General features: G+C 43.1%; 12 protein-coding genes and 1 pseudogene. 9 read left to right on the top strand and 4 right to left on the bottom strand.

All coding sequences use genetic code 11. The features are described from left to right. Positions 1-83: 83 nt before the first annotated feature. Together csrA and WAZ74_RS05695 are read left to right on the top strand one after the other, a co-directional pair. Positions 84-251: pseudogene (gene csrA / locus WAZ74_RS05700) on the top strand (carbon storage regulator CsrA); the annotation flags it as partial. Between the two features lie 171 nt (positions 252-422). Further along, positions 423-797 carry a HopJ type III effector protein gene (locus tag WAZ74_RS05695; protein WP_422306708.1) on the top strand — a complete coding sequence of 125 codons (375 nt, stop codon included), beginning with the start codon at positions 423-425 and terminating at the stop codon, positions 795-797. Positions 798-934: 137 nt separating this feature from the next. On the opposite strand, the gene WAZ74_RS05690 is transcribed toward WAZ74_RS05695, so the two are convergent. Together WAZ74_RS05690 and WAZ74_RS05685 are read right to left on the bottom strand one after the other, a co-directional pair. Next, the gene (locus WAZ74_RS05690) at positions 935-1246 is read right to left on the bottom strand and encodes a YeaC family protein (protein ID WP_422306706.1); all 312 of its coding nucleotides are present in this window, start codon (positions 1244-1246) and stop codon (positions 935-937) included. 55 nt (positions 1247-1301) lie between these two features. Next, positions 1302-2306 (bottom strand): NAD(+) kinase, encoded by a 1005-nt coding sequence (locus WAZ74_RS05685; RefSeq protein ID WP_422306704.1) that lies wholly within the window; start codon positions 2304-2306, stop codon positions 1302-1304. Between the two features lie 299 nt (positions 2307-2605). Between WAZ74_RS05685 and WAZ74_RS05680 the strand changes: the two genes are divergently transcribed. After that, positions 2606-3328, top strand: coding sequence for a Bax inhibitor-1/YccA family protein (locus WAZ74_RS05680; protein WP_422306702.1), 723 nt, complete (start codon positions 2606-2608; stop codon positions 3326-3328). Between the two features lie 115 nt (positions 3329-3443). Here WAZ74_RS05680 and WAZ74_RS05675 read toward each other — a convergent pair whose 3' ends face one another. Beyond that, positions 3444-6266 (bottom strand): heavy metal translocating P-type ATPase, encoded by a 2823-nt coding sequence (locus WAZ74_RS05675; protein WP_422306712.1) that lies wholly within the window; start codon positions 6264-6266, stop codon positions 3444-3446. Positions 6267-6726: 460 nt separating this feature from the next. Here WAZ74_RS05675 and mrcB point away from each other — a divergent pair, with 460 nt between their 5' ends. The 6 genes from mrcB to purH all read left to right on the top strand — a co-directional run bounded on the left by mrcB (position 6727) and on the right by purH (position 15135). Continuing rightward, complete coding sequence (mrcB, locus tag WAZ74_RS05670) at positions 6727-9222, top strand: penicillin-binding protein 1B (RefSeq protein ID WP_422306700.1); 2496 nt, start codon at positions 6727-6729, stop codon at positions 9220-9222. A gap of 85 nt (positions 9223-9307) precedes the next feature. Then, positions 9308-10153 carry a tetratricopeptide repeat protein gene (locus WAZ74_RS05665; protein ID WP_422306698.1) on the top strand — a complete coding sequence of 282 codons (846 nt, stop codon included), beginning with the start codon at positions 9308-9310 and terminating at the stop codon, positions 10151-10153. Between the two features lie 292 nt (positions 10154-10445). Next, positions 10446-11372, top strand: a complete 927-nt coding sequence (gene prmA, locus WAZ74_RS05660) for a 50S ribosomal protein L11 methyltransferase (protein ID WP_422306696.1) — start codon at positions 10446-10448, stop codon at positions 11370-11372. A gap of 181 nt (positions 11373-11553) precedes the next feature. Continuing rightward, positions 11554-12831: a DUF3426 domain-containing protein gene (locus WAZ74_RS05655; RefSeq protein WP_422306694.1), complete on the top strand. Its 1278-nt coding sequence runs from the start codon at positions 11554-11556 to the stop codon at positions 12829-12831. 177 nt (positions 12832-13008) lie between these two features. Next, complete coding sequence (fis, locus tag WAZ74_RS05650; protein WP_422306692.1) at positions 13009-13368, top strand: DNA-binding transcriptional regulator Fis; 360 nt, start codon at positions 13009-13011, stop codon at positions 13366-13368. 186 nt (positions 13369-13554) lie between these two features. After that, on the top strand, positions 13555-15135 hold the full coding sequence (purH, locus tag WAZ74_RS05645; protein WP_422306690.1) for a bifunctional phosphoribosylaminoimidazolecarboxamide formyltransferase/IMP cyclohydrolase: 1581 nt from the start codon (positions 13555-13557) through the stop codon (positions 15133-15135). A 179-nt stretch (positions 15136-15314) separates the two neighbouring features. Here the strand turns inward: purH and WAZ74_RS05640 are convergent, their stop codons facing one another. Next, positions 15315-17189, bottom strand: coding sequence for a SurA N-terminal domain-containing protein (locus WAZ74_RS05640; RefSeq protein ID WP_422306688.1), 1875 nt, complete (start codon positions 17187-17189; stop codon positions 15315-15317). Positions 17190-17221 lie beyond the last annotated feature (32 nt).

The following is a 17221-nucleotide window of genomic DNA, read 5'->3' as shown; positions in this document are numbered from 1 at the left end:
ATTTTGTGCAGCGGTAATGTCCTGTAATTGAGACGCAATCTGATGAGTAATAATCTGTTGATGCGACATAAGGAGTGTGACGCATGTTAATTTTGACACGCCGCGTGGGCGAAACGCTAATGATTGGCGATGAGGTCAGTGTGACTGTACTAGGTGTCAAAGGCAATCAAGTACGTATCGGCGTTGATGCGCCAAAAGATATTGCCGTACACCGCGAAGAGATCTATCAGCGTATCCAGCATGAGCGCACGGTACAATCGCAAATGCAACATCTTGAACAAGGCGGTTTTGCACCTTCATTTGATGATGAAGACTATTTTAATCGTTAAGCTGTTTGCTTCATGCCTAACTATCAATAATCATTGAGCATATATCAAGCACACTAATTTTTGCTTTTTAATCTGCTCTGAGGTCATTTATTTATGAGTATTCGCCAATCAGATGTATCGGCCCTACTTAATGGTTTGAATAAAAAAGCCATTGGATTCAATGATGTCATCAGCTTTATTGATGATTTTTATCGCTATGCGCCAATGCCTTTTGTCAACGGCATGGTACATAATGCTGCTGGTGAAAACGAAGGTAGTGCTAAGATTTTTGGCCTTGCTAAGCACCATGGCTTAAATCAGTTAGACACGCTAAAGCTGTTCGGTGAGCATTACGCCAAGGTTCAAGCGACTCCAAAGGGTACTGATCATGCCAATATCCGCAATTTTTTACATTGGGGTTGGCAAGGGTTTTTGATGGAAAAGAATCCATTGACGGTGCGCCCAAATGTCGATACTACCGCACTTTAAGCGTTTTTTATAAAGTACCTTTTATTTGTAACGTACCTAAAAAAGCCACGCTATTACTATAGCGTGGCTTTTTTTATTACAGCTTTTTCTATTGCGGCAGCTTGATTATTTATAAGACTGGCTTTTATAGCACAATCTTATTTATCGCGAAACTTAATCGGCTGCACAGCGCCTTTGGGATTTGGCATATTAGGGTAATGATGCTCGTGTTCCACATCACATTCAGCGCCAACGATAGAGCCATTTTCTCTTATCGGCTTATGTATATAGCCAGTACGCTCAGCGGGTGGCAGATGTTCATGCTCCCATACCATCACTGCTTGCATACAAGTTTCGCGCTGCTCCGCTGTTAACTTGCGACCATCCGGCCATTTACCCAGCTCAATCGCCATACGAAACTTATCGGCTACTTCAGGCGTTAAGCTTGCTAATATTTTTTGTTTATCCATCTTATTTACTCTCCACTACTGTTTTTATATGGCATGCTTTATCTAACAGATACGCTTATTCATCGTCCATAATATCATCATCAGTATCAAGACTGAACTCTTCGGCATGGACGTTCCAGTGCAACTTGGTCCGGCAGGCTTCATAAAAATCAAACCCTGGCGGATGTAGCAAGGTTAATTTATCAGGATGTTTGCGAATATAAAGACGCTGCTCTTGATCAAGCGGTATGCTAGGTTTGCCATCGGCGCTGACCATTGGCTGAGTACGATTGTCCTCGTGGATGCGAATACAAATTTCACTGGTACCACTCACCACGATGGGCCGGCTAGACAGCGTATGCGGATGCATGGGCACCAAACATATCGCATCCATGCTCGGATGGATAATTGGGCCACCACCTGAGAGCGCATAGGCAGTCGAGCCCGTCGGTGTCGCCACAATCAAGCCATCACTGTGCTGTCGATAAACATCATGCCCATCGATTGTCAGCTGAAAATCAATCATATGGACTGATTTACCCGCATGCAGCACTATATCATTGAGCGCCATGTCTTCATGAATAATCTTGCTACCTTCACGAATCTCCATCGTTAGCAAAAACCTGTGATCTAACTGGTAATCACCCATCAATACTTGGCGTATCTTAAATTCAGCTTCATCAGGCTTAACATCCGCTAAAAAACCAAGACGACCACGGTTAACCCCTAATACAGGCACACGGTAGCGCGCTAACGCCTCAGCGGCATGGAGTATGGAGCCATCACCACCAACCACAATAACCAAGTCACAAATCTCGCCAATTAAGCTACGCTTGACGATTTTGACTCTTTCAATCTCAGTGAGATTTAAGGTTGGTAAGTTGGCAGTTTGCACATCCATAATCAACGTAAGATTCATATCGTTGATGATCTGCGCGATCTGAGCAAGGCTTTGGGTAACACTGCGCTTCCCAGCGCGACCCATCAAGCCAATACGGCGAAAGGCAGGATTTTTGATAGCGTGGAACAGCTCTGATTCATGTAATTGCGGCAATCTTTCTGACTGCGCTGAGTTTTCCATAAAACGACTCGGTATAACGGTAAAATACAGAGCAATGATAGCGATAAATAAGCCATTAGACTAGCATGTTTGTGAATTATCGTTGTTAACGGTCGTAATTGACCCCATATAAAAACGATTATACGTCTTTATTAGGCGTTTTTATTCAGCTACTTAAAATCATTATATACATGGGCTGATAAGCGACTCAATAATTGCGTAATACCTTTTATGCGGTCACGTAAACACAATTGACAATAATCATGGTTTTGCTAAAGTAGCTGCATTACTATTATTGATATTTTATTAAGGACAACTTTATGGCCAATCCTATTGTCAGTCGCGCAGAACTTGCAGTCGGCGGTACGCCGATGACTGTTAAGGGCGTGATTCAAAAAACCAGTCTATTGCTTGGACTATCCGCTATTACTGGTATTGGGTTTTTCTTTTACGCGCTGATGGCAGGTCTATCACAAGGTTTTATCACAATGGCAGCTTTTGGTAGTATGTTTGCTGCCTTTGGTCTAGCCATTTTTATCACCTTTAAACCACAAAAAGCCAAAACCTTCGCCGTTCCTTATGCACTATTGGAAGGTATATTTTTAGGCGGTATCTCGCTATTTTTCATGAGAATGTACCCTAGCGTGCCAGTCACAGCTATGTGTGCGACGTTTGTGACAGCAGCAGTAATGCTCGGACTATATCGTTCAGGTTTGGTAAAGGTTACTCAAAAATTCCGCTCAATCGTAACCTCAGCATTGATTGCCATCATGCTTGTTTACGTGGCACAGTGGGTACTTTCTTTAGCTTTTGGTTCAAGCTTACCTTTCTTATTTGAAGGGGGCGCTATCGCTATTGGCTTCAGCTTATTTGTGATTGTTATCGCCTCTTTTACGCTTTTATTAGACTTTGATAATATTGATCGCGGTGTTGCGATGGGTGTCTCTGAAGACTACGAATGGTTATTCAGTATCGGTATTCTTGCAACGCTAGTGTGGATGTATATTGAATTTATGCGCCTACTAAGCTATCTACAAGACTAACTTAAGTATCATATAACAATCATTTTGCATGAAAACAAAAAACCGCCTTAGCTATTTATATTTAGTTAAAGGCGGTTTTTTTATGGGTAAAAGTAATCATTTATTGAAAATGCTCTTAAGCACGTTTTAGACGTAACGCATTTAATACGACGAACAATGAGCTTAGCGACATTCCAATAGCAGCAAGCCAAGGTGGTACATAGCCTAAAGCGGCTGGTATTAACACACTACCGTTATAAATAAGTGCCCAGCGGAAGTTTTGCTTGATGATACGTTCTGTTTTATTGGCGATACGTTTAGCAGCAGTAATAGCTTCGATTTGTCCATTTAGAATAATGCTGTCGCTCGATACTTGCGCTAAATCGGCAGCCCCTGCTATCGAGGTCGAAACATCTGCTGCTGCCAATACAGGTGCGTCATTAATACCATCGCCGACCATCAGTACGACTGCACCTTTAGCTTGCAACTGCTGAATATAATTGACTTTATCCGTGGGTGACAATCCGTTATATGCTGACTGCATGCCCAATCCTTCAGCCATTACCAAGGCTTGTGGGCTTGGGTCACCGGTCAACATCACCGATTCAATACCCAAATCTTTGAGTGTATCGAGCATCGATTTGGCGCTATCACGTACTTTATCATTAAAGTAAAAACACGCCAGCGCTTGCCATTCATTCAAGTTGCTTTTCTGACAAGATAATACCACCGCTGAGCTCGCTCGCTGCGCAACCAAATCAATGGTTAATTTATGATTATAATTATCATTAGTTGCTTTATCCAAGGCAAAATCCACATGCCCAATCCGATATAACACACCATCAATCATGGCTTCCACACCGCCCGCTGGATAATGCTGTAAAGCTTGCGTGGCTGGTAGATGCAGTTGATAAGCAGCGGTGAGCAATGCATGTGCAATAGGATGACGACTACCTACCTCTAAAGCTGCAGCGATTGCCAGTAGGTTATCTTTTTGCTCGTTTGAGTTGGTTGTAACCTCAGTAATTGTTAACAACTCAATATTTAATAAGTTGGGCTTGCCATAGGTTAATGTACCCGTTTTATCAAAAGCCACATGGGTTATCTCAGCGAGCGTCTGCAAGGTATGCCCACGAGTCGTCAAAAAGCCATAGCTTGCCAGTCGGTTGGTCGCCACAGTCAGCGCAATCGGAGTCGCTAAGGATAGCGCACAAGGACACGTCGCCACCAGTACCGCAACCGTCGCCCAAATCGCTTGGCTTGGGTCGACGATGTACCAGCCGATAAATACTAAAACGGATAATACTAAGATGCGCGCAACAAACCAACGTGCCAGCTTATCTGCTTGCTGTGCCAATTTTGGCTTTTCACTCATCGCACGGTTCATTAGCCTGTCGATTAGACCTATTTGACTGTCTTCTGGCAGCGCTGTAACCAACATCTCAAACGGTTGGCTGTCATTTTGCGCACCGCCGACGATATAATCACCTTGAGTTTTGATGATTAAATCACCCTCACCCGTCAGCAAGCTTTGCGATACCGTGGCGGTTGAGCTAAGTAAGATACCATCACTGATAATTTCAGAGCCAGCCTCGATCATGATAATGTCACCCACTTGTAAACTGTGGGCGGTTACCATTTTCTTTGCTTCTATCTCATCCTCTGTATTTGACACAGTCAATCGCTGATGGCGGGTTTGCTGCCACTCTTGGGCGATAAGTGATGTTAACTGATAGACATTGGTATCCATAGTTTGCATAAAGTTAGGCGTAGCGTTCACTGTATTTTGACTGTTTATCTCATTGCTAATCCCATTAACAGGCACATTAACAGCTACATCGCTAACCTGATTCGCAGACTCTTCATTTTCCTGATCAAGAACATTTTTCTGGAGGATATTTTCCTCTAATTGCCGCAAGATACGCTCAGCAGCTTCTTTATCTTCAGCAATCTTTTGCACCAATACTGGCTCTACTACCACTAAATCATTGGCCATGGTGGCTGCTTTTAGGCGCGCATTATGCTCAATATAACGCCCTGCCAGTAAGAAGAATATAAACATACTGACTGAGTCGTAGTACGTCTCCCCTTGCCCAGTGATGGTAGCGTAGAGACTGGCAAAGAAAGTGACGATTAAGGCAATACTAACGGGCACGTCCATATTGACTTGCCGAGCACGAATCGCTGACCATGCTGAAGTAAAGAAAGGCACACCGGCATAAAAGAATACTGGCGTACTAACGAATAAAGACACCCAGCGCAGAAAATCTCGCTGAAAAATCAACATATCGCTATATTCACCAAAATAAATCGCCACCGCATACATCATCGCCTGCATCGAACCTAATGCCGCGATACCAAGCCTGATTAGCATTTGGTTATTATGACGTGCCAGCATAGCTTCATGGGTATCTTGTCGATAAGGCTTGGCTTCATAGCCAATCTCATTGATAACCGTTAGAATGCGACTGATCGGTAGCTTGGTCTCATCCCAAATCACCCGCATGCGCTGATTGGTCAAATTGACCTGACATTTACTGATACCATCTAACTCATCAAGCCGCGATTCAATCAGCCACGTACAGGCTGCACAACGGAGATTGTTGACAGACAACTCTGCAACCGACATACCATCTTGTGCATAAACGAACTGTGATTTTATTTCGTCATGATCATAAGCTTCAAGACGAGTCAGCTGCGTTGGCAAACTTGCCGTACGGTTAATCTCCGAGCGGTCAAGATAATACTGCTCAAGTCCTGCCTCTACAATACTTTGAGAGGCCAACTGACAGCCCATACAGCACATCTCACGCGGCTGACCTAATATATCGCTATGAAACGGCGGCTGCGGCACCGGATCGCCGCAATGAAAACAGTGACCGGCGAGCGGCAGTACCAGACCTTCAATAATTGAGTTGTCTTGATGATGAGAGTTGGTGGTTGATGAAGCTGATGACATTGACGATGGGACACTGGACATAATCGCACTTATTTCCTTTAGATAGGTTTACTTAAAGCCAGTTCGCTTTGAGTAAACGTCCTATCCTCTAATCTGCTCGATAGCGATTAACACGGCTATTTCAAATGACTATTAATATGATTGTTTATATGGGTAGCACACAGTAAGAAACAACAATAACTACTGTTAATCCATATAAAAGACATCGTTAAAGCCATTTTAACTTGCTATCGTGAATTACTATCCTATATGACATTAATAAGCCGAATTAAAAGCTTTCCATATTTTAGTATAAGTATGAGAGCTCTATTGAAGATTATACTATAAGCAAGCACTATGAGCAGTATAACTACTCATGGTTAAATACCAATGAATGACGGCGTTGATGATGATAGATTGAAAAATTTGTCAATTTGCGTCATTATGAAGCAGTTTTTTATCCCAAAATGGTGTGTCATCCGTGCAAAAATCTAATTCTAAGCGACCACAGTCATCTAAACCTGCTATAAACACGCTACCTTCACAGCAGCGCGGCATGGTTTTTAGTGGTATTTTATTAATTGTCATTATCGCTGGCATGGTGCTATTGGCACTTTATCTGCTCAAACTTGATCGCACCATTACCAGTAAGTTCGAGGGTAAACGCTGGGATATTCCTGCAAAAGTGTATTCGCAGCCGCTTGAACTATATGAGGGCGCCAATGTCACTAAAGACACCATGAAGGCTTGGCTGGAATTACTCAATTATCAAAGCAACAAAGCTTATGACCGCACGGGTACTTACCATAAGTCAGGCAATACCTATTTTATCCATACACGTGGCTTTACTTATAGCGCAAACGATGTGGATAAAGAGCAAGTCATTAAAATGACTATTTCTGGTAATAAGATTGAATCGGTACAAAGCACCTTGCCTGCTAAAACCGGTATCATTCGTCTTGAACCAGTTAATATCGGTGGTATTTATCCAGACAGTAATGAAGATCGGATGGTTGTTTCTTTAGATCAGGTACCGCAGCCACTCATTGATGCCCTAATAGCGACAGAAGATCGTGGTTTTTATGAACACAAAGGCGTATCGATACGTGGTATCGCCCGCGCTGTACTAAATAACTCCTCTGGTGGTTCTAGGCAGGGTGGTTCGACCATTACCCAGCAGTTGATTAAAAACTTCTATCTCAACTCAGACCGCACGCTTAAACGCAAAGCCAATGAAGCATTGATGGCCGTGCTACTTGAGCTACACTATAGTAAAGATGAAATTCTACAAACCTATCTAAACGAGATTTATTTGGGTCAAAACGGTAAGCGCTCTATTAATGGTTTTGGTTTGGCGTCACAGTTTTACTTTGATAAACCGCTCAACGAGCTACGCTTAGATCAACAAGCTTTGCTTGTTGGTATGGCAAAAGGTCCTAGCGTTTATAACCCCCGTCGCCATCCAAACGATTCAAAAGCGCGCCGTGATGTGGTGCTTAGCAATATGTTAGCAATAGGTTCACTCAGTCAAGAAGACTACGATAAGGCACTAAAGCAGCCACTTGGTGTGGTTGATAAGCCGGTTGAAGGGAAAAGCCAGTTCCCTGACTTTTTAGATATCGTCAAGCGCGAACTGAATAAAGTCTATTATTCTGACGACCTCAAAAACGAAGGTCTAATCATTATCAGTACTATGGATCCCATTGCCCAGTTAGCGGCGGACAAAGCTGTCGAGAAAGAACTTGGCCAGCTGCGTCGCAACAGTAGCAAGACTAAAAACTTACAAGGTGCTTTAGTCAGTGCCAATCCTGAGACTGGTGAGCTGGTTGCAGTGGTTGGTAGTGGGAGCGAATTCACTGGATTTAACCGTGCGGTCGATGCGAAACGCCAAGTAGGTTCGTTATTAAAGCCGATTATCTACATGACGGCGCTTGAAAGCGGACGCTATAATTTGGCAAGTTCGGTTGACGATTCGCCGATTACGGTCAATTTAAGTGACGGTACTAAATGGAATCCAAAAAACTACGATAATCGTGACCATGGCTATGTACCCTTCACTACCGCACTTTCTCAGTCTTACAACCATAGCGCCGTACGCTTAGGTATGGAATTTGGCGTCGATACCTTTGCCAAACAATTAAAGCGTATGGGTGTTAAAGAGAAAATCCCACCTTATCCTTCAGCGTTATTAGGCTCAGTGAATCTTAGCCCAATGGATATGCTTGGCGTCTACCAAGTGTTTGCTACCGGTGGCTTTCGCACGCCCATTCATAGTATCCGCAGTGTCATTGATGATCGCGGACGCATTTTACAGCGCACTGGGCTAAATACTCAACCTAGTATTCCGCCTGAGACCAATTTTTTGATTAACTATGCCTTGCAAGACGTCGTCAAAAACGGTACTGCCAGACGTGTGCAATCCCTTGGTAGTAATTTAAACCTTGCTGGGAAAACAGGTACTACCAACGATTATCGTGATGCTTGGTTTGCCGGTTATAGCGGCAACTATGTCAGTGTGGTTTGGGTTGGACGTGATGATAACAAGCCCATTGGTCTTAGTGGTGGTAGTGGCGCTTTGCCGGTATGGGCAGACTACATGCGTCGCCTAAAACTGACTCCTGTGGCGCTAGCTGAGCCAGAAGGCATTGAATGGCTGTGGTTAGAGAACAACTCAGGCAAGCTATCCAATGAGCGCTGTGCTGATGCACGCTACCTACCCGTGATGTCATCATATTTACCGCAAGAAGCCAGCAGTTGCGCTATCGGCTTATATCAGCAAGATCAAGCTCGTGAGCAGATACAATGGCAAAATGAGCAAGGGTCTATCAATCAGCAGCGTCGCCGTGAAGGATTAGATATTCCAAATGGTGAAGCAGTCGATACCGATAATGCAGACAATAATAACGAGCAAGATGGCGAAACCGAAACAAGCAATCGTGCCGATACTTGGTACGACCGTGCGGTTGAATGGTTCTAGTTGCATAATTGTTGCATGATTCTAGTAAATCAGCTCTAGTAAATTAGTTCTAAGGTTTTTAAAACTTAAAAGAAAGGGTTTTAATATGGCGTTATTGATACAGCGAAATGTTTTAACTGAGCAGACGGATCTTCCTCAGTCTAAAAAACAAATTAAGCGCATGAATACAGTGCTTACAACCTGTGCCCTTCTGGGCATGCTCAGCTTAAGTGCCTGTCAGACGGCGCCGATTTCGGTGAAAACATCTCCTGTTCAAACTTCGCCCTCCGCTAAAAGCCAACCAACAACGACGGTGACTCAAGCCCCTATTGTTAAAAAAAGCGGCTATGAGAATGAGGACGCTAAAAATGACAGCGATGAAAACGACTACGAATACTCTATTGAAGCCTATGATCCACCTAAACCGTCTGCATCAATAGATCCAGTAACGGAAGCAATCCCCGTATTCACGTCGCCTAGTCAAAGCCCAATAATAACTCAGCCTGATATTATTATTCTCACGCCTTCTCGTGAAGATGAGATCATCTCTCAACCTTCAATACCATCGCATAATGAATTATTAGATCTTGCACGACAAAACTCGCAGCAGCGCAGTCAACAAACTGCGACTAATAATAGTAACTTACCCGCATTTCGTAACCTAATGCAAGTGGGTACGGGGCAATTAAAGGCGGGTAATCTAAGTGGTGCTGAGAGTAGCTTTACCCGTGCACAGCGCCTTGCTCCCAAATCATCAGCAGTTTATTTTTATTTGGCACAAGTAGCGCTGAAAAAGAACCAGCCGCGTAAAGCGGAAGCGATGGCACGCCGTGGCCTTAGCGTCTCTCAAGATAGCAGTCGCCGCCGCGCCCTATGGCAGATGATCCTACAATCTGGGCAGCAACAGGGTAATGCACGAGTGATAAAAGAAGCTAGGCAAGCGCTACGCTGATAGCTTGACACTTATTATGAGCGCCTGTTTATCAGTGTCTATGTAGAAGCCATCATAATAGAGGCAATCATAGTGTATATTTAGAAGCCTTTATTTAGAAGCCTTAATTTAGAAACCTTAATTTCTGAATAACGATGACTGGTTTTTAAGCGCTTACTTTCGACACTAACATTGAGCGCTAATATTGAGCGTTAAAATAGCTTCTGCAAAATCTACAAACGATCAATACTTTACTCATTCATCATCTATTAAAAATATCATTCTCTCTTTTTTTTGAACTAAGGTTACCGTTATGGCATGGCATCAACTGCATTTACAGTGTAAAAAAGACAACGTCGATCTCACCGAGGCGCTGTTACTAGAAGCAGGCGCTCTATCAATTGCACTCGATGACGCAGGCGATCAACCCTTATTTGAGCCGCTCCCTGGTGAATCACCATTATGGGATGAGGTCGTTTTAACAGGGCTGTTCGATGCTACAACGGATGCTGGCAATCGTCAGGCGATTGAGCAATTGAGCCATGAAATCGCCGCGCAAGTACATGCTAGCCGCACTTGGCTGAGTGCTGTGGATGATAAAGACTGGGAACGTGAATGGATGTCCAATTATAAACCGATTGAGTGTGCCAATGATTTATGGATTGTTCCTAATTGGCTGACGCCGCCCAATCCTAAAGCGACCAATATCATTATGGATCCAGGTCTGGCTTTTGGTACCGGCTACCATGCCACTACTCGTCTATGTCTGGACTGGCTGACTGAAGAGAATCTCAAAGATAAAATAGTCATAGATTATGGTTGTGGCTCCGGTATTTTAGGTGTTGCAGCATTATTATTAGGGGCACGCCACGTCTATGCAGTAGATATAGATCCGCAAGCAGTACTCGCTACCAATCAAAATGCCGCACGTAATCATGTCGATGACCGTTTACAAGCCTTTTTACCAGAGGATTTTACTGCCTATTGGCAGGAGAACGAGATACAACCCGTAGAGTTTTTGGTTGCCAATATTTTAGCCAAACCGCTTATCGGTTTAGCCCCTTACTTTGCTACCTTAATGGCAGCAAAAAGCCGTATCGTGCTTGCAGGCTTGATTGAGTCACAAGCCGAACAAGTAACCGAAGCATATCAGCCTTATTTTGCTCTCGACCCCAAACACGCTTTTACTGCGCAAGAAGATCAGCATTGGCAGCGATTATCTGGTACATTTACAGGCTAGCAACATTAAATTACATCTGTTACGATAGAGAAGCAGTTAAATGTTGTGTATTTGACGCTGCTCTATAGTTGCCTATGGGTTATGATGTATAAAATATCTAATGAATGACATTAGAATAATCGGCAGCGGTTGGTGAGTGGCTACGCGGTATTAATACTTATACCTTTTTGGATTTGACCCTATGACCACGCCAATAAAAACTCAGTGCCCTCATTGCCATGCCAGCTCCAATATAAAGACAAGCCAATTGAACCAAAAAACCGCTACGGTCTGCTGTGAAAACTGTCAGCAAAGTTTTTTGGTTAATAATAATCTTATCGTGACTGCCGATACAGACCCTAGTAATAAAAATATAACTGGTATAAATAGCGTTAATAGCAGAGTTATTAGCGAAAATAAAGAAAACACTTCCTCAAACGTGTCAACAATGCTGGTTGACGATTCTGATTTACAATCCCATCCTTCAACAAAACCAAAAGCGGCAAATATATTGATTCATGACGATATGATTCATGATGATATGGATATTGAAGCAGATGGCGACGACGATTTAGAATACGACTCACTAGATAGTATGGATGCGTGGCTCACTCAAAACAATGATATCAACCATACCGCTACCATAAACGATACACCACAAAAAAACTCTTCTACGAAATTAGATAAAAACTCAGATGCATCCGTTAAAATATTAGAAACCACATCATCAGCAACTGGTTCTTTAACAGACGCGCCATCATCAGCACAAATCGCTTTAAGCTCCGCAGCGGCTAATGATATTCACGCCAATATTGATAGCAATGCCGATGAATCATGGCTTGAGAAATTGCTCAAAGAACAAAATCAAAGCGAAGACGCGCCAAAAGATGAAACGGATTTATCACAGTTGCTCTTGAGTATGGGCGTCTCTTTCAAAGAAGAAGACAGTAGCAATGCCGCCCATGCTAAAAAGATGCAAGCACAAGATAAATTCTCGCCAACGCCAGCGCGACGGTCGATTGCCTCATTATTATGGGTGCTTGGCTCTTTGGTATTAGGCTTGCTACTTTTTGCTCAGTATATTATTTTCAACTTGGATAACTTGGTTAAAAATCCTGCTCATGCTGAACGCTTACAAAAGATATGCTCAATCGCTGCTTGTAGCCTGCCTAGTGCTGATTTAGCCGCATTGACCATAAACGATATTAAGTACAAACCCAGTCAGATTAAACCGGCAAGTAGATTTAGTGATATTAGCGTCACTTTGAACAATCAAAGCGCACAGGCACAGCTATACCCTCATGTGAAAGTTAGCGTTTATGGGTCAGACGCACTTATCGGCGAATTTATTGCAGCACCAGATGAATATCTATTAAGTACGCAAAGTCAATTAGGGGCTGAAAGTCGTAGACAGCTACTCTTTACGATACCAGTAGCCAATACGCAGATTAGTAAAGTCATCATTAACCCTGTTTATTAAAGACCGTTTAATATCGATAATATTTATTGTCACTGCTTTAAATAAACAATGATAAGTAGTGTCGTTGCTAGGCTTTTAGCATAGTGCCAAATCTGTTGATGTCATATGCTATGACTTTGATATAATAGCACTCGAACGCCTCATGGTTTGACTCTTTAATCTTAAGGACATTATCTTATGGCCCCGCATGCACAGTATAATGCCAGTCATTTTCACAAAAACGTTGAGAATCCTGCTGATTATTATAAAGAGGACTTCCATCACTCAAATCACGATCTAAAGCCTTCTTTAGAGAGTACAAGTCACATGCATGAACCTTTACGAGTGCATGTTGAGCGCGTTGTGCGACAATACTTTGCACTGTTAGGTGATGAGATACCCACTGACTTATATGAGCTTATTTTAAAAGAGATAGAACAACCGCTCTTGTCTGTCGTGCTTGAAAAGAGTCGAGGCAATCAAACCAAGTGTGCGCAAATCTTGGGCCTCAATCGCGGTACATTACGCAAAAAGCTTAAAACTTATGGTTTAATGTAGTACTAACTACTACGTTTGATTGGTATTACCAACCATTTATATGACACGCTCATCTACCCTAACTGATATTCATTATGTATGGCAGTTTATAGTTTATGATCTTATCAATCGCGATATGCTCTGCACTGATTGTCATTATTACCTTGCCAGACGTTTACGTCAGGCTTTTTTTATGGAAATTTTTTTATGAGTAAAGTCCCACTTGCATTACTATCAGTATCCGACAAGTCTAATATCGTTGAGTTCGCTCAAGGTCTCATTAAAGCAGGCTTTGGTTTATTGTCGACCGGTGGTACTTACCGTTTGCTCACAGAGCATAATGTCGCCGTCACCGAAGTATCAGATTACACAGGTTTTCCTGAGATGATGGATGGTCGGGTCAAAACGTTACATCCTAAAATTCATGGTGGAATCCTAGGGCGCCGTGGCAAAGATGACGCCGTGATGAGTGAGCACGCGATTGACCGCATTGATTTAGTCGTCGTAAATCTTTATCCGTTTGCAGAAACTATTGCTCGTAGCGACGTAACCATGAATGATGCCATCGAAAATATCGATATTGGCGGACCTACGATGGTACGTTCAGCGGCTAAAAACCATGCGCACGTTGGTATTGTAACTGATCCAGCAGATTATACGCGCGTACTTGAAGCCTTAGGTAATAGCACTGAACTTACTACTGCCTTACGCTATGATTTAGCCGTAAAAGCCTTTGAGCATACCGCGCAATATGACGGTATGATTGCAAATTTCTTGGGCAGCCGTGTCAATGAAAGCCAGCAGCCTGAAAAATTTTCACGTACCTTTAACGTCCAGTTAGAAAAAGTACAAGACCTTCGTTACGGTGAAAACCCGCATCAAAACGCGGCGTTTTATATCGAAAATCAGTCTTCAAAAAGCAAGCAAGCTTCGATTGCAACCGCTCAGCAACTACAAGGCAAAGCATTGTCTTATAACAATATCGCTGATACCGATGCGGCGCTTGAGTGCGTCAAAGCCTTTAGCACACCTGCTTGCGTCATTGTTAAGCACGCCAATCCTTGCGGCGTCGCTGTCGATACCGACCAAGTAGCCGCTTATCGTACGGCCTTTAGTACCGACCCTGAGTCTTCTTTTGGCGGTATCATTGCTTTTAACCGCCCATTAACCCTTGCTACCGCTAAAGCGATCATTGACAATCAATTTGTCGAAGTTATTATTGCCCCAAGTATCGAAGAGGGTGTACTTGAAGCAACAGCCAACAAGAAAAACGTACGTGTCTTAGTATGTGGCGACTTGCCAGCACCCGAACTACGTGACCGTCAGCTCGATTATAAGCGTGTCAATGGTGGACTGTTGGTTCAAGAGCAAGATTTGGGCTTGATTACGGCCAATGATCTAAAAATCGTCACGGACGTGCAACCGACGGAAGCACAGATTGCTGATCTACTGTTCAGTTGGAACGTGGCAAAATACGTTAAATCTAATGCTATCGTATATGCAAAAGATCAGCGCACTATCGGTGTTGGCGCAGGCCAAATGAGTCGCGTCAACTCAGCACGTATCGCGGCTATTAAAGCTGAGCATGCGGGACTAGCGACAGAAGGGGCTGTAATGGCATCTGATGCTTTCTTCCCTTTCCGTGATGGTATTGATAATGCAGCCGAAGTAGGGATTGCTGCTATCATTCAACCAGGTGGCTCTATGCGTGATGACGAGACCATTGCAGCAGCAAATGAACATGGCATCGCAATGGTATTCACTGGTATGCGTCATTTCCGCCATTAATCTACTCTCAAGGCATAGTATTATTTAAAGACGCTTAGGTTAAATTAAGCATTTTTAAACTAACAATCGCCTTAATAAAAAAGCCACTCTAGCTATTAAATAGCTAGAGTGGCTTTTTTATGCTTATGGTTTGATTGAGCGACTAGAATAAAAAGTTGATTAATCTCCTCATAAGTCTTCTAACGCCCTTGCGCATTCTCCATATTGGCTTTGTTAATCTCAACCTTATATACCAGACGTAGATAATCTAGATAGTCTTGCAGCTGATCCTGACCTAGGTTATCACGAATAATGGCGGCTGTTTGCGCTCTTTGCTCAGCAGATAGCGGTGATTGTTGCTCTATTTTTATGCGATCACCAACCAATACTGTTGCACCCATCTCCGTCTCGCTAACAACAGCCACGACACCATTATCCGCTGCTTGTTTACTGAACGCTAAGCCACGCTCTTTTTCTGTCAATTGTGTGGTTTGACGGTTGACGTTGCCTAACGCTTGAAATTTAACCGCCTGCTTACTGATATCGGCAGTCGTTTTAATACCAGCTGCTAGCTTTTTAGCGTCTTCTAGTGCCAGTGCGGTGGCTTTTTGTTGACGTAATATTTGGGTAATTCTTGGCGTAGCCACTGATAAAGACAATGTTTTAGTAGGACGATAATTATTTGGCTGTATCCATACCGTACCATTACCAACCTCAATACCTGCGGTAACTGCTTGGTCTTGAATGGTAAATTCGTCAAACGCTTGCTTGATCACTGCTGGCTGCGCTAGGACAGATTTGTTGTTTTCTTTACGGTAGTCTTTGAGACGTTTTAATGCCACATTTTCTTGCTGAGCGATGTCTGCAATACTAAATCCATCTGCTGCTAAATCATTAATCGCTGTCACTTTATCAGCATAAGCTTCCTGACGTTTATATTCTTTCGCTTTCACCGTCAACGCTTCACGCATGCTTGCTAGGCTTGGTATTTTACTGCCATTATCTTCAGTTACCGTAAATATCTGATAGCCAAAGCTAGTCTTAACAGGGACGCTGACATTACCTACACTCAAGCCCTCTAGAGCTTTTTCAACTGCCGCAGCGTCATTACCAAATACTGATGGATTAAAGAGCCCGATATCGCCGCCAGTCTCTCCTGATGGGTCATCTGATTCTGTTTTAGCAAGCTTGGCAAATGACTCGCCTTTAGCAAGACGTGCTTTCACTTTATCAGCGCGAGCCTTGGCGTCATCGCCCGTTAATAAAATCTGGCTAATTTTACGCTCATCAGTGACAGCAAGGCTTTGCTTATAAGCTTCATACTGCTGCTGTAAATCTTCTGTGCTGACGTCATTAACTTGGATAGTCTGAGGGCTAAGCTGTAGATAAGCCAAATCCACCATTGCCGCACTTTTTAGCGACTCTTTATTGGCATCGTAATAAGCTTGTATGTCGTTTTTGCTTAATTTAACTTGATTGACATAGTCTTGCCAATTAAAACGATGTAGCCAAATATTGCGCGACTCTAGCTGTAAATCAATCAGTTGACTGACCGCTTGCATCGGATACGCCGCTGTACCAACAATACTGGCGTTGAGCTGATCTAAGCTCAACTGATTACGAAACTCTGCAAACAGCTGGTCTTTGGTCATATTGCGCTGACGTAAAAAGCTTGCAAACTGATCGTTTGAAAACTCACCATTTTCATCTTTAAAGATTTCTTCTTGGCGCAACAGGCGATTAATGGTGTCATCAGAAACCGTCATGCCAAGTTTACCAGCCTGCTGCTCTAATAACGTGCGATCGATAAGCCCTTTTAACACCTGTTCATGTAGCACATCTTCATTTAATAGACTGGCATCATCAACTTGGTCTAAAAGCTCAGTACGGCGACTATTTACCGCAGTCTGATACTCTGATAGGCCGATACTTGCGTCCCCTACCTGAGCGATCTGATTGGGATCAACATTACCCCCAAAGTAGCTTTCGACACCCAATAAAGCGAGCGGCGATAGGCATAAAATCAATAAAATGCGACCTGGCCAGCTTTTTAAGAAATCGCGCAATTTATCCATAGTTATCTCTGCTTAATTAACCTATATTGATG

The organism is Psychrobacter sp. (assembly GCF_049295055.1).
Lineage (GTDB): Bacteria > Pseudomonadota > Gammaproteobacteria > Pseudomonadales > Moraxellaceae > Psychrobacter.
This window is presented reverse-complemented; position numbering and strand designations above follow the sequence as displayed.

Coding starts and splice junctions, on each gene's coding strand:
- purH (WP_422306690.1), top strand. CDS start 13,555: ATGAGTAAAGTCCCACTTGCATTACTATCAGTATCCGACAAGTCTAAT.
- WAZ74_RS05685 (WP_422306704.1), bottom strand. CDS start 2,306: ATGGAAAACTCAGCGCAGTCAGAAAGATTGCCGCAATTACATGAATCA.
- fis (WP_422306692.1), top strand. CDS start 13,009: ATGGCCCCGCATGCACAGTATAATGCCAGTCATTTTCACAAAAACGTT.
- WAZ74_RS05665 (WP_422306698.1), top strand. CDS start 9,308: ATGGCGTTATTGATACAGCGAAATGTTTTAACTGAGCAGACGGATCTT.
- WAZ74_RS05690 (WP_422306706.1), bottom strand. CDS start 1,246: ATGGATAAACAAAAAATATTAGCAAGCTTAACGCCTGAAGTAGCCGAT.
- WAZ74_RS05680 (WP_422306702.1), top strand. CDS start 2,606: ATGGCCAATCCTATTGTCAGTCGCGCAGAACTTGCAGTCGGCGGTACG.
- WAZ74_RS05655 (WP_422306694.1), top strand. CDS start 11,554: ATGACCACGCCAATAAAAACTCAGTGCCCTCATTGCCATGCCAGCTCC.
- WAZ74_RS05675 (WP_422306712.1), bottom strand. CDS start 6,266: ATGTCATCAGCTTCATCAACCACCAACTCTCATCATCAAGACAACTCA.
- WAZ74_RS05695 (WP_422306708.1), top strand. CDS start 423: ATGAGTATTCGCCAATCAGATGTATCGGCCCTACTTAATGGTTTGAAT.
- WAZ74_RS05640 (WP_422306688.1), bottom strand. CDS start 17,189: ATGGATAAATTGCGCGATTTCTTAAAAAGCTGGCCAGGTCGCATTTTA.
- prmA (WP_422306696.1), top strand. CDS start 10,446: ATGGCATGGCATCAACTGCATTTACAGTGTAAAAAAGACAACGTCGAT.